Consider the following 13,061-nt stretch of genomic DNA (forward strand, 5'->3'; position numbering starts at 1 on the left):
CGGACCGCCTTACGGTTTGTTTACGGTCGGTGGCATCGGCGTGTTCGCCCTTGTGCCGGGCAGGGTTCCCCGGCACAAGGGCGATTGTCGATCAGTCCATGCTCGACAGCAACGCGAGCACGGTCGACGCCATGGCGGCCGGGTCGCCGTCGGTTGGCCGCAGCACCAATCCCGGGGTGAGCGGATGCTCGTATGGTGCGTCGACACCGGTGAAATCTCGGATCTCACCGGCGCGTGCCTTGGCGTACATGCCCTTGGGGTCGCGAGATTCGCAGATCTCGAGCGGAGTGTCGACGAATACCTCGAGGAAGGGGACACCCGCCGCGTCGTGCACGGCCCGCACCCGGTCCCGATCGGCCCGATAGGGACTGATCAACGACACGATCGCCACCACGCCCGCCTCGGCGAACAGCCGCGCGACCTCGCCGACCCGGCGCACATTCTCCACCCGGTCCTCGGCGGAGAAACCGAGATCGGCATTGAGACCGTGGCGCAGATTGTCGCCGTCGAGCAGGAACGCCGGACGCCCGGACGCGACCAGGCGTCGCTCCAACTCCACCGCGACCGTCGACTTGCCCGATCCGGACAGACCCGTCAGCCAGACCGTCATTCCGCGCGTCGCACGCTCGTCACGTTCGACCGCGGTGGAATGCCACACCACTCGCGAAGACGGAAGGCTCGGACCGGTGATCATGCCCGCGCCGACCGTGTTGCCGGTGGTGTCATCGACCAGGATGAAACTGCCCGTCGAGCGGTTGCGGCGGTAGGGGTCGAACAGCAGCGGTTGCCGGGTGCGCAGCTGGACACGGCCGATCTCGTTGAGCGACAACGCCGCCGCGTGCTCGTCGCGGTGCAGGGTGTTCACATCGAGGCGGTAGTCCAGTGACCGCACTTCAACCGGAGCCGAGCGCGTGGTGTGCCTGATCGTGTACGTCGCGCCCGGTGTGAGGGTGGCGTCGTCGGCGAACCAGCACACCATGGCATCGAGATCGCGGCCGGTGTGCGGACGGTTCGCGGGTCGGCAGATGAGGTCACCGCGCGACACATCGAGTTCATCGGCCAGCTGTACCGTCACCGCCTGCGGTGGGAACGCTTCGTCGATGGGCGCACCGCCCGGGCCGTAGATCGATCGGACCGTGGTGGTCAGACCCGACGGCTGGACGGTCACCTCATCGCCGGGTTTGAAGACACCGCCCGCGATGGTTCCGGCGTAGCCGCGAAAATCCGGTGTGTGGCTGCGGATCACATACTGCACCGGTAGCCGCGCATCGATCAGGTTGCGGTCGGAGGCGATATGCACCTCTTCCAGATGATGCAGCAGCGGTGTGCCCTCGTACCAGGGCATGGAGGTGCCGCGGTGCACGATGTTGTCGCCGTGCAGCGCCGACATCGGCACGAATGTCAGATCCGAGACGTCGAGCTTGGAGGCGAAACCGGAGAATTCCTCGCGGATCTCAGTGAATCGATCTTGCGACCAGTCGACCAGATCCATCTTGTTCACACACAGCACGAGGTGCGGAATGCCGAGCAGGCCGGCGAGGAAGGCGTGCCGCCGGGTCTGCTCGACCACACCCTTGCGCGCGTCGACCAGCACCAGTGCCAGATCAGCGGTCGAGGCTCCGGTGACCATGTTGCGGGTGTACTGGATGTGGCCGGGTGTATCGGCGATGATGAACTTGCGGCGCGGGGTGGCGAAATATCGGTGCGCCACGTCGATGGTGATGCCCTGCTCCCGTTCGGCGCGCAGGCCGTCGGTGAGCAGTGCGAGGTTCGGATAGTCCTCGCCGCGATCGCGGCTCGTGCGTTCCACCGCGTCGAGCTGATCGGTGAACAAGGTCTTGGAGTCGAACAGCAGACGCCCGATCAATGTCGATTTACCGTCGTCGACGCTGCCCGCGGTCGCGAGGCGCAGCAAAGTGGTCATCAGAAGTAGCCTTCTCGTTTGCGGTCTTCCATCCCGGCCTCGGATATGCGGTCGTCGGCGCGCGTGGCGCCACGTTCGGTGACCCGGGCCGCAGCGACCTCGGCGACCACTTCGGCAGGGGAGGCGGCGCTGGATTCGACACAGCCGGTGCAGGTGGCATCGCCGACCGTGCGGAACCGCACGGTCGACTCGAAAGGTGTCTCGCCATCCGATAGGTGCAGAAAGCGTGTGTGCGCCAGCAACATTCCATCGCGCTGAACCACGGGCCTGCGGTGTGCGTAGTAGAGCGGTGGCAGTTCGATGCCCTCGGCGGCGATGTAGCTCCAGATATCGAGCTCGGTCCAGTTCGACAGCGGGAACACCCGGATGTGCTCGCCGGGCCGGTGGCTGCCGTTGTAGAGATTCCACAGCTCCGGGCGCTGCCTGCGCGGATCCCACTGACCGTATTCGTCGCGGAAGCTGAACACCCGCTCCTTGGCACGCGCCTTCTCTTCATCACGACGAGCGCCGCCGAAGACGGCGTCGAAGCGTCCCTCGCGCACGGTCCGCAGCAAGGTGGTGGTCTGCAGCCGATTGCGGGTGGCGCGAGGACCGGTGTCCTCGGTGACCCGGCCGGCATCGATGTCGTCCTGCACGTGTCCGACGATCAGCCGTAGCCCGAGCCGCTCCACGGTGCGATCACGGAACTCGATCACCTCGTCGAAATTGTGCCCGGTGTCGATATGTAGAACCGGAAACGGCAGCGGAGCGGGCCAAAAGGATTTGGCCGCGAGGTGCAGCATCACCACGGAGTCCTTGCCGCCGGAGAACAACAGCACCGGACGTTCGAAAGTCGCTGCGACTTCGCGGAATATATGTGCCGACTCGGCCTCGAGCGCGTCCAGATGCGGAAGCTCGTAGGTGTTTGCCGCCGACTTTGCGTACTGGCTCACGATGCAAAACTAGAACACGTTTCGCGAATTGGTCAACGGTGTGCGTCCACCGGACTTTTCGGTGACCGCATCGGCCGCGGCAATCAGTACGTCGCCACGCCGGGTGATCTCGGCCCCGGTGATGGAGGCACCGACGTACATCGTCAGCACCATGTTCTGCCTGCCGTCGGCATCGTAGGTCGGTGCGGCGAGCAGGCTCACCGGATGTTCTTTCCGTGGACGCAGGTCGGTGCCGAGATAGACGCGCTCGCCCAGGCTCGTGACCAGTTCAGCGACGACCTCGCGCAGCTCCTCGGGGAGTTCGCGGGCGGCGAACCCGGCCAGCAGCGAATACAGCCGACGGCCCGCCGCGGTCATGCTCTCCACCAGGTAGCCGCGTTCTCGGCATTCGGCGACGATGCGCCGCAACCGGGCCTCGTCCTGACGCAATGGCACCGTCGGTGGCATGGCGAGCCAGGCGTCGAAGGCCGCGTCGGTATCCCACAGCACGTACATCAGGCCGACCGGCGGCGCGAAATGGTAGGTGGCGCCCACCTTGACCGCGCCGGGGCCAGTGCTCTCCAGCACCATGATCTGTTCGCCGACCAGTGCCGATGCGGTGCAGGTGGTGCGGTAGGTCTCGCTGAGTCGTGCCAGTTCGGAGTGAGCGGCGCCGGCGACGGCGAAACTGTCCTTGGCCACCCGGCCCGCCGCGATGAGGGCGGGCCCGGGGCCGTAGGTCCGGGTGCGCGGATCGCGCATCAGGTAGCCACCTGCGGTGAGCTCGGTGAGGATGCCGAGCGCGGTGGGTTTGGCCAGGTCGAGGGTACGGGCCAGTTCCGACAGCCCGACCCGCTTGCCCTGCTGCTCGACGATGAAGTCGAGCACCTGCACCACCCGCTGGGTTGGTGCGGATCGTCGTTCGACCATTGACCACTCCTAGAACGCGTTCTAATGTCTTTGGTATCAGAATGTACCAGAGCGGTACATATATGGAACACGGAGAGTCTATTGCTGACGCAGCCGTTCGCGGACGCCATCGCCGCCGCCGAGAAGATCATCGCCGAGGCGCCACACATTCGGACCGAGCAAGATCTCGTCGAGGGCTACGACTATCTGGCGGGCAGTATTCGTGCCGCCATTCAGATGGCGTGGGCCTATGAACGCGATTTTCCGTTCTTCGTCCAATCGACGGGTCCGTACACGAAAATGGGTCTGGACAATCCGGATACGCTCTACTTCCATTCCTATCTGCGCCCGGACGCCGAATACGTGGTCACCGGTACCCGTGGCACCACCCGCGATCTGAGTTTTCAGGTTCTGAATGGTGACTATTCGCCGGTCGATGTGCCCGATAGCCGGACCGCATTCGACGATCGCGCCATCGATATCGCCGACGACGGTTCCTTCGAGGTGCGATTCGGTCCCGGCGAGTCCGGTCCCAACTACATCACCCTTGCTCCGGATTCGGCCATGCTCGTGGTGCGCGAGGTGTTCAGCGACTGGTCCAGCGAGCAGCCGGGCACCCTGCGCATCCATCGCGCCGACAAGGTCGGTGACGCGCCACCTCCGCTGACCAAGGATCTGCTGACCAAGCGATACGGCGTCGCGGGCAAGATGCTGGTATCGCGATTGCAGACCTTCCTGGCCTTCCCGCAGTGGTTCTATCTGAATCTGCCGGTCAACACGATGACCGAGCCGCGCAGCACTCCGGGCGGGCTGACGACACAATTCTCCTCGGCCGGACACTACGAACTCGCCGACGACGAGGCCATGATCATCACGGTGCCCAAGTCGGACGCGCCCTACCAGGGCTTCCAGCTCGGCAGCATGTGGTACCTGTCGCTGGACTACATCAACCACCAGACCAGCCTCACCGCCGACCAGGCGCACGTCGATCCGGACGGAATGATCCGGCTGGTGGTCAGCGAACGCGACCCCGGACTGGCCAACTGGATCGAATGCACCGGTCACGCGCGCGGGTACCTCCAGTTCCGCTGGCAGCGGTTGTCGCGGGATATGAAACCCGAGGACGGGCCGACGGTCGACGTGGTGAAATTCGGTGAGCTGGCGGCGCGGCTGCCGCATCACGACCAGGCGAAGGTGACCCCGCGGCAGTGGCGGGAGCGGATCGCGGCCCGGCAGGCGGCAGTGGCGGAAAGGATGCTCGGCTGATGTTGTTGCAGGACAAGGTGGTTGTGGTCTCCGGTGTCGGTCCCGGGCTCGGGCGCGCGATCGCGGTGCAGGCGGCTGTCGCCGGCGCCGATGTCGTGCTTGCTTCCCGCACCGAATCGCGACTGGCGGAGGTAGCAAAGGAGATCACCGACCTCGGCAGGCGCGCGGTCGTGGTGCCCACCGATATCAATGACGAAACCGCGGCGCAGAACCTGGTGGAGTCGGCCCAGAGTGCCTTCGGCCGGGTGGACACGCTGGTGAACAACGCGTTCGCCATTCCGCCGATCGTGGACCTCGCCGACGTCGAGCTGGACGCCATACGCGCGGGATTCGAGACCAATGTGCTCGCCGCACTGCGGTTGACCCGGCTGTTCGTTCCGGCTCTCGAGGAATCAAAGGGCTCGGTGGTGATGATCAACTCGGCGGTACTGCACCACTCCCGGCGGACCTTCGGGCCCTACAAGATGGCGAAGGCGAGCCTGCTCGCGCTGGCGCAGAGCCTGGCCACCGAGTTGGGTCCGCGTGGTATCCGGGTGAATTCCATTGCCCCCGGCTATATCTGGGCGGACAATCTGAAGTGGTACTTCAACTACCTCGCGCAGCAACGCGGCATCACCAGCGACGAGGTGTACGCGGAAACCGCCGCGACGATCGACCTGCGCAAACTTCCCGAGCCCGACGAGATCGCCGATGCCGTCGTCTTCTTCGCCTCACCGCTGGCGCGGGCGATCACCGGCGCATGCCTGGATGTCAACTGCGGCGAGTACCACAATTGAGGAGCGAAACGAACATGATCGGAAGGGACGACGTCGGCACCATCGATGATCTGCACGCCTCGGCGAGCAAGGTCGTCGGGCTGACCGATTTCGGTGCCGACGACTACCGCGAGGGCCTCGAGGTGCTGCTGGAGTCCTACGCCAGCGACGCAGAGCTCACCCCATTCGGTAACAAGATCAATAGGGCGTTCCTGCGTGGTGCGTTGATCGCGCGCCTGCTGAGTGAATCGGCCTGGCGACAGTTCCCGCACTACGCGCAGGTGCCGATCGAGCGGCCGATCTTCGTCACCGGTCTACCGCGCTCGGGGACCACGGCCGTGCACCGGCTGCTGACCGCCGACCTGGCGCATCAGGGCCTGGAGATGTGGCTGACCGAGATGCCGCAGCCACGCCCGCCGCGCGAGACCTGGGAACAGAATCCGGTCTTCCAGCGGTTGCAGGCCGGATACGACAAGCACCATGTCGAGCATCCGGAATTCATGGGCGTGCACCATATTTCGGCCGATCAGGTCGAGGAGTGCTGGCAGTTGCTGCGCCAATCGGCGATGTCGATCTCATATGAGTGCCTCGGCTACCTGCCCACCTATTCGGAGTGGCTGCGTGAGCGGGACTGGACCGGCGCCTACCGCAGGCATCGCCGCAACCTGCAACTCATCGGGCTCAACGATGCCGATCGGCGCTGGGTGCTGAAGAATCCGAGCCACCTGTTCGCGCTGGATGCCCTGCTGGCGGTGTACCCCGACGCGCTGGTGATCCAGATGCACCGGGCCCCGAGCACCATCATCGCGTCGGTGTGCAGCCTCAACGAGCAGGCGTCGGCGGGTTGGTCGGACAAGTTCCGCGGACCCGTCGTCGGACGGACCCAGCTCGAGTTGTGGTCACGGGGCGCGCAACGATTCCTCGACGACCGCAAGAACCACAATGCCGCCCAGTTCTGCGACGTCTACTACGACGATTTCATCGGCGATCCGATCGGCACCGTCGAGGGGATCTACCACCACTTCGACCTGGAGCTGACGGACGCGGCGCGTGCGGCCATGGCGTCGTTGCACTCCGAGTCGACGTCCGGGGCGGCCCGGCCGGCACATAAGTACACCCTCGCCGATTTCGATCTCACCGCCGAATCGGTCGATGCGAGTTTCGGGCCGTATCTGGAGGCGCATTTCCCGGCGCGTTGACCGGAACGGCCCCGGCCGACCTGCCCGCGGTCGCAAATACTGCGGCAGGTCGGTCCACACGACCTGGCCGGAGTCCGAGAATCAGGGCTGGCCGGGCTTCAGCACGATAAAAAGGCCGTTCGCCTCGGCGCACAGGCGGTCGCCATCGTGCAGTGTCGCGCGGACGTACACCTTGCGGCCGTCGCGGCGCTCGGCCCAAGTGCGCAGGCTGAGTTCCTTGTTCAGCGGGGTAACGGAGCGGTAGTCGACGGTGAGCGAGGCGGTGCGGGTGACACCGCCCGCGTAGAGCGCGGCGGCCATACCGAGCAGATCATCGAAACCGACGACGATCTGGCCGCCGTGTGCGGCGGCGTTTCCGCCGAGGTGGAAGGTGCGGAAGGTGATCCTGGCCTCCACGCCGTCCTTGCTCGCCTTGTCGATCAGATACGGCGGAATCGTGATGTTGCCGCGGGCGGGCAGGTCGGCACGAGTCCAGGTGGGTGCCGACCACTCGTCGACGACGGCGGCATCCAGCCGGTCGTTGAGCTGCTTCAGCACCCCGATCGTCTCCAGCGCGAGCTCATCGGACGGGCTCGACAACCTGGCCCGGTCCATGAGTTTGCGGACTTCTTCGATGAACGCGCCGTAGTGCGGGCCACCGCGGGTGATGTCGGCGTTCTTGGCAGCGTCGATGAGCTCCGACATGGGCCGGAATCCGCCTTCGTGATGCTCGGCGTCGGGCAGTGTGTTGCCGGCCAGGTCTTCGGTCATGAGAACACGTTATCGGTAGCCCGCTGAATGCTCGGTGACCGGGGCGTGGTGATCAGGCCGTGCGATAGGACTCGAGCAGGGTCCTGGCGGCGTCGGTGACGTCGTGTTCGAGCCACCCCGGTAGCTCGGGCGCGTGTGCATGCCTGCGTAATGCGGCATAGGGCAGGTCGACTATCGCGCGGCTGACGGCGTCGATCTCGCGGTCACCGTCGCGGCCGAACAGTCCGTCCGCGATACGGCGCAGTTGCTCGATCAGCGGAGCGTTCATGCCTGCCAATCGTGCGCCGAACTCCGCGTCGGGGCTGCCGTCGAGCAGATCGCTTGGACGCAGGCTGAGCAGCAGCCGGGCATCGGCGGGCAGGTCGCGGCCGAATCCGATCCCCGCGCGCGCCATCGCGACTCCCGCGTCGAGGGGATCGGGTGCGTCGGCGGCCGCCTTCACTCGGTCCTGGAAGCGTTCGAGCGCACGGAGCCAGGCGGCGGTCAGCACCCCGTTGCGGTTGCCGAAACGGTGGTACAGCGTTCCGACCGGCGCTCCGCTGGCGTCGGCGATCGCGGCCACACTCGCGGCTCGCGGCCCATCGGTCAGGACCAGGGTGCGCGCTGCGTCCAGGATCACATCGGTGTCGTGCTTGCGGGGCGGTGCCATGTACTAGTACGTTCCTTCCATATGGAGCGTTTGCCCTATATTGATGAGCATGCCAGATCCGTGGACGCGAATCGCGACCGGACATGGAAAACATTGCTGAAAGTTGTCTGCAAAGATCCCGCGGACCCGTCGACCGTGCCCTCGGGCTTCGCTCTGGATGCGATCGATCCACCGCATCGGCTCTCCTTAGCCGGTGCCCACCGATTCTCCCGCTATACCCTCACTTTCGAGCTCGACGACAGGGGTCCGCGCCATACGGTCGTCCGCGCCCGGACCAGGGCCGAATTCCCTGGCGTCGGCGGGGCGGTCTACCGGGCGCTCGTGATCGGCAGCGGCGGACACGAGCTGGTGGTGCGCAGGATGCTGCGCCGGATCGCGGCGGCGTCATGAGCGCCGGACTGGTCTGGGGCGCCACCGAAGCCGAATGCGACGCCCCGCTGCCCTGCGATCAACTGGAACCGATCGCACTCAGTGCCGACCGGGCGATCAGCATCGCCGCACCGCCCTCTCTGGTCTTCGCGTGGTTGTGCCAGATGCGGGTGGCCACCTATAGCTATCGCATCGGAAACCGGTGGAAATCCAGTCCGCGGGTACGTGATCCGCAATTGACCGACCTGGCGGTCGGCCAGCGCTTCATGGGGCAGTTCGATCTGGAATCGTTCGCATCCGGCAGGCATGTGACGCTACGTGCCGGCGATATCTGTGTCACCTACGCGGTGCTGGCCGAGCGATCGGGCACACGGCTGGTCGTGCGGGTGCGGTTCGGGGGTCCCCGGCTGGTGGGCCGATTGCTCGCCGTCGGTGACGTGATCATGATGCGCAAGCAGTTGCGGACATTGAAGGAGTTGGCCGAAGCCGAAGCCGCGGCGTCCTCCTGAGCGGGCTCGATCGTCGAATCCGGGACAGCCCGGCCCACTTTCGCCGATCCACTGAATTCCTCGTTCGATGTCGTGCAATGATGTCACCCGGAAAAGCGGCCGCTGCGGCGCGGTGATCGAGATGCCGTCGGCCATGACCGGAGCACACATCGGGCTTTTCCTCGTCACACCGATCGACACTGCTCGACCACGCACCGTCGCAGACCTGATCGATAGCTCGCCGAGTCGCGCCACGCCGACCGTTCGCACTATGTACGGGACCGTGCGCTGACCACTGTTCGGGTCTGCTTCCGGAGCATGTCAACCGTTCGAACGTGGAAAGGACTGTGGCACGTGCACTACCTGGATTCATGGCCGGACGCGGCATCGAAGGCCGGTGGTCGTTCGTGACGGCCGCACACCAGATTCTCGAGTTGACCGACGATTTCTATCAGGACCCGCACGCCGTCTACCGGACGTTGCGTGAACGCGGTCCGATCCATCGGATCAGGTTGGACGGCGTCGTCGGCTGGCTGGTCGTCGATCATGAGGTCGCCAAGCAGGCCTTCGTCGAAACGAACATCAGCAAACGCATCGGGTCGCCGGAAGGTCAAGCGGTACTGGCCAAGCACGGCGCGGCCGGGATGTTCAATGCCGCGATCAACGACAACATGCTCTTCGCCGATCCACCGCAGCACACCCGGCTGCGCAGGCTGGTGTCCAAGGCGTTCGCCGGCCGCGCCATTCGCGGCCTCGGCCCGCGGATCACCGAGATCGCCGACACCCTGCTCGAAAATATGGCTGGGCGGGAGAGTGTCGACCTGCTCGACAGCTACGCCTTCCCGCTGCCGATCGCGGTGATCTGTGAACTGCTCGGCGTACCGGACGACGACAAGGACGATTTTCGTTCGTGGACAGCGGTTCTGGTGAACGAGTCGGCGCCCATCGAAGACCGCACCAGCGCCGGGATCAGCTTCTTCACCTACCTCACCGAGCTGATCGCCACCCGCACCGACGATCCGCGTGAGGATCTGCTGTCGGAGCTCATCATCGCCAAGGACGACGACGACCGGCTCGACCAGACCGAACTCATCGCCATGCTGTTCCTGCTGCTGGCGGCCGGGCACGAGACCACCGTCAACCTCATCGGCAACGCGGTGCTCGAGCTGCTGCGCGACCCCGCCCACGCCGAGCGGCTACGGCGCGATCCGGAGGCGATTCCGGCCTTCCTCGACGAGGTGCTGCGCTGTCAGGGCCCGGTGCACCTGGCCACGGCACGCTATACGACCGCGCCGATCACGTTGGGCGGCCAGGACATCGACGCAGGCGAATTCATCATGATCTCCCTCGCCGCCGCCAACCGCGACCCTCGGATGTTCGCCGATCCCGACCGCGTCGACCCCGCCCGAACCGACCACCGCCACATCGCCTTCGGCCACGGCATCCATTACTGCCTCGGCGCGGCCCTCGCCCGCACCGAAGCCACGATCGCCCTCACTCGTCTGCTCGACCGCATCCCGGATCTGTCATTGAACGCCGAGCTCGGCGAGCTGACCTGGCGGAAGAGTTTGCTCATCCGCGGGCTCGCCGAGCTGCCGGTGCGATTGGGTGTTTCGGAACCGGCCGCGTCGACGGTGGGAGATGGCGCGCAGTATTCGATGAACTGAACGGCCGGTGACGGGCCGATGCCTCGCCATCGGCCCGCATCCCGGGAATAGTTCCCGATTCGGAGGGCTTGGACTCGGTTATGACCAGTGCTGACTTGTTGATCGACGGGTTCGGCCGGATCCGGGAGAACGTGCACGGGGCGGTCGCGGGGTTGAGTGGTGCGGAGTTGGGGGCTCGGCTGGATGCGGAGGCCAGCTCGATTGCGTGGCTGGTGTGGCATCTGACGCGGGTGCAGGACGATCACATCGCGGATGTGGCTGGTGTCGAGCAGGTGTGGACCCGAGATGGGTGGGTGCGCAGGTTCGGGTTGCCGTTCGGTGAGGCGGACACCGGGTACGGGCACACCGCTTCCGACGTCGAGAAGCTCGTAGGCGTTTCGGCGGAGCTGCTGCTCGGGTATCACGATGCGGTGCATACCCAGACCGTCGAATACGTCTCCGGGCTCACCGATGCCGACCTCCCGCGGGTGGTCGATACGCGATGGGATCCGCCGGTGACGTTAGGTGTTCGCTTGATCAGCGTCATCGACGACGATATCCAGCACTCCGGGCAGGCGGCGTTCATTCGCGGCATGCTTCTTCGTCGGCGGTAGCTCGGCCGAGTCGGAGCCGGTGGGTGTGAGTGGCTCATTCGGCGGCGCGTGGCGATTACGGGCCCGCGAGATCGGGGATGGGGGAGCGGGCCGTCCAGCGGTTGTGGGCGCGATCGACTTCGACCGGATGATCGAAGGTCGCCGAAATCGATTCGGTGGTGATGGTGTCCTCGGCGGTCCCGCGAGCGACAATGCGGCCGGCGGCGATCAACAGCGCATGCGTCGTGGTGCTCGGCAGTTCCTCGAGATGATGGGTGACCAGGATCGATGCGACCTCCGGATGCGTTCGGTCCAGTGCGTCGATGGTTTCGAGCAGCTGTTCGCGAGCCGCGACATCCAGGCCGGTGGAGGGTTCGTCGAGCAGCAGCAGGCGCGGTTCGGCGATGAGGGCGCGGGCGATGAGGGTGCGGCCGCGTTCGCCGTGTGACAGCGTCGGCCACACCTCGTCCGCCTTGCCGGACAAACCGACGGTCTCGATCATCGCGTGGGCGCGATCCAGGTCGGCGGCCGAAGGATTCCAGCGCATCGGGGTGTCGACGGTGCCGGTGATTCCGGTGAGGACGACGTCGCGGACGGTCAGCGGATAGCGCAGCGGATGCCGCGGGTTCACATGTCCGATCGATCGCCGCAGCCGCTGCAACTCGACCCGGCCCAGCTGTTCGCCAAGGACCCGCACAGTGCCGGAGGTGGGATGGGTGACCGCGCCGCAGAATCCGAGCAGCGTGCTCTTACCCGCCCCGTTGGGGCCGAGTAGTGCCCAGTGTTCGCCGGCGCGCACAGTGAGCGAGATGCCGTCGAGGATCTGTTTGCCCTCGCGGCGGAAGGTCACCTCGGTCAGGTCGAGTACGGGCTGGGTCACGCGAAGGCCTCCTTCAGGGCAGTCAAGTGGGAGCGGCTGAGTTCGGCTGCCGCCGTAGGATTCCGCGCCGCGATGGCGTCGGCGAGTTGCTCGTGCGCCGCGTGATCGGCCCGTTCGGACGGGACCGGCCGGATCTCGAGCATGTCGATCATGGCCAAGCGTAGGCGCGGCAGGAAGGCGTCGAAGAGCTGCACGAGGATGTCGTTGTGCGCCGCGAACAGCACCGCGCGGTGGAATTCCATATCGGCGTCGACATGCTCGGCCACCGTCTGTCCCTCGACGGTGCGGGCGACCAGTGCTCGCCGCAGTGCGCGCAGGTCGGCGGGGGTGCGCCGGTGCGCGGCGAGCGCGGCGGCCTCGGCTTCGATGGCGATGCGCGCCTCGATCACCGAGGCGATGGTGGCGCGACGCAGCACGATGTCCCATTCCTCGGTGACATCGAGCGCGGTGACGAACACGCCAGCCCCCTGACGGCTCGCCAGCACGCCCTTACCGGCCAGTTCCCGGATCGCCTCCCGCACGGTCGAGCGCCCGACGCCCAGTTGCGCGGCCAACGTCGTCTCGCCGGGGAGCCGATGCCCCAGCGGCCATTCGCCACCGCGGATACGGCCGAGCAGCAATTCGGCCGCCTGCTCGGCCAACGGGTGACGCCGCACCTGGCTATCCATCGACGAACCTCTCTACTTGTCTGAGGAGTTGTGTATAGTCTAGGCCATGCTCGT

General features: G+C 65.9%; 14 protein-coding genes. 7 read left to right on the plus strand and 7 right to left on the minus strand.

Going from position 1 to position 13,061, the window contains the following annotated elements; genetic code table 11:
* Nucleotides 1-91 precede the first annotated feature (91 nt).
* Genes cysC through GV792_RS00510 form a run of 3 tightly spaced genes read right to left on the minus strand, consistent with a single transcriptional unit; the run spans nt 92 to nt 3,765 of the window.
* On the minus strand, nt 92-1,924 hold the full coding sequence (gene cysC / locus GV792_RS00500; protein ID WP_163821597.1) for an adenylyl-sulfate kinase: 1,833 nt from the start codon (nt 1,922-1,924) through the stop codon (nt 92-94).
* The gene (gene cysD / locus GV792_RS00505) at nt 1,924-2,856 is read right to left on the minus strand and encodes a sulfate adenylyltransferase subunit CysD (protein ID WP_163821598.1); all 933 of its coding nucleotides are present in this window, start codon (nt 2,854-2,856) and stop codon (nt 1,924-1,926) included. The genes cysC and cysD overlap by 1 nt, the downstream gene beginning before the upstream one ends.
* Before the next feature lie 9 nt (nt 2,857-2,865).
* Entirely contained in the window at nt 2,866-3,765 is a 900-nt protein-coding gene (locus GV792_RS00510) for a helix-turn-helix domain-containing protein (RefSeq protein ID WP_163821599.1), read from the minus strand.
* Between the two features lie 81 nt (nt 3,766-3,846).
* On the opposite strand from GV792_RS00510, the gene GV792_RS00515 reads away from it, so the two are divergent.
* The 3 genes from GV792_RS00515 to GV792_RS00525 are packed head-to-tail and all read left to right on the plus strand — an operon-like array spanning nt 3,847 to nt 6,964.
* A complete protein-coding gene (locus GV792_RS00515) occupies nt 3,847-5,010 on the plus strand; it encodes a hypothetical protein (protein WP_163821600.1) in 1,164 nt (387 codons plus the stop codon).
* Nucleotides 5,010-5,786 carry an SDR family oxidoreductase gene (locus GV792_RS00520; RefSeq protein WP_163821601.1) on the plus strand — a complete coding sequence of 259 codons (777 nt, stop codon included), beginning with the start codon at nt 5,010-5,012 and terminating at the stop codon, nt 5,784-5,786. Before GV792_RS00515 ends, GV792_RS00520 begins: the two co-directional genes overlap by 1 nt.
* Nucleotides 5,787-5,800: 14 nt before the next feature.
* The gene (locus GV792_RS00525; protein ID WP_163821602.1) at nt 5,801-6,964 is read left to right on the plus strand and encodes a sulfotransferase family protein; all 1,164 of its coding nucleotides are present in this window, start codon (nt 5,801-5,803) and stop codon (nt 6,962-6,964) included.
* An 81-nt stretch (nt 6,965-7,045) separates the two neighbouring features.
* Here the strand turns inward: GV792_RS00525 and GV792_RS00530 are convergent, their stop codons facing one another.
* Both GV792_RS00530 and GV792_RS00535 read right to left on the minus strand, forming a co-directional pair.
* Nucleotides 7,046-7,714, minus strand: coding sequence for a PaaI family thioesterase (locus GV792_RS00530; RefSeq protein WP_163821603.1), 669 nt, complete (start codon nt 7,712-7,714; stop codon nt 7,046-7,048).
* A 52-nt stretch (nt 7,715-7,766) separates the two neighbouring features.
* Complete coding sequence (locus tag GV792_RS00535; protein WP_163821604.1) at nt 7,767-8,363, minus strand: TetR/AcrR family transcriptional regulator; 597 nt, start codon at nt 8,361-8,363, stop codon at nt 7,767-7,769.
* Between the two features lie 93 nt (nt 8,364-8,456).
* On the opposite strand from GV792_RS00535, the gene GV792_RS00540 reads away from it, so the two are divergent.
* From GV792_RS00540 to GV792_RS00555, 4 genes are all read left to right on the plus strand, one after another.
* Nucleotides 8,457-8,753: a hypothetical protein gene (locus tag GV792_RS00540; RefSeq protein WP_256668217.1), complete on the plus strand. Its 297-nt coding sequence runs from the start codon at nt 8,457-8,459 to the stop codon at nt 8,751-8,753.
* Nucleotides 8,750-9,241 (plus strand): hypothetical protein, encoded by a 492-nt coding sequence (locus GV792_RS00545; RefSeq protein ID WP_163821606.1) that lies wholly within the window; start codon nt 8,750-8,752, stop codon nt 9,239-9,241. The genes GV792_RS00540 and GV792_RS00545 overlap by 4 nt, the downstream gene beginning before the upstream one ends.
* Nucleotides 9,242-9,567: 326 nt before the next feature.
* Entirely contained in the window at nt 9,568-10,887 is a 1,320-nt protein-coding gene (locus GV792_RS00550; RefSeq protein WP_218579811.1) for a cytochrome P450 family protein, read from the plus strand.
* A gap of 80 nt (nt 10,888-10,967) precedes the next feature.
* The gene (locus GV792_RS00555) at nt 10,968-11,480 is read left to right on the plus strand and encodes a mycothiol transferase (RefSeq protein ID WP_163821607.1); all 513 of its coding nucleotides are present in this window, start codon (nt 10,968-10,970) and stop codon (nt 11,478-11,480) included.
* A 55-nt stretch (nt 11,481-11,535) separates the two neighbouring features.
* Here the strand turns inward: GV792_RS00555 and GV792_RS00560 are convergent, their stop codons facing one another.
* Both GV792_RS00560 and GV792_RS00565 read right to left on the minus strand, forming a co-directional pair.
* Entirely contained in the window at nt 11,536-12,339 is an 804-nt protein-coding gene (locus tag GV792_RS00560) for an ABC transporter ATP-binding protein (protein WP_163821608.1), read from the minus strand.
* Nucleotides 12,336-13,007 carry a FadR/GntR family transcriptional regulator gene (locus tag GV792_RS00565; protein WP_163821609.1) on the minus strand — a complete coding sequence of 224 codons (672 nt, stop codon included), beginning with the start codon at nt 13,005-13,007 and terminating at the stop codon, nt 12,336-12,338. Before GV792_RS00565 ends, GV792_RS00560 begins: the two co-directional genes overlap by 4 nt.
* Nucleotides 13,008-13,061 lie beyond the last annotated feature (54 nt).

The organism is Nocardia cyriacigeorgica (assembly GCF_010868145.1).
GTDB lineage: Bacteria > Actinomycetota > Actinomycetes > Mycobacteriales > Mycobacteriaceae > Nocardia > Nocardia cyriacigeorgica_D.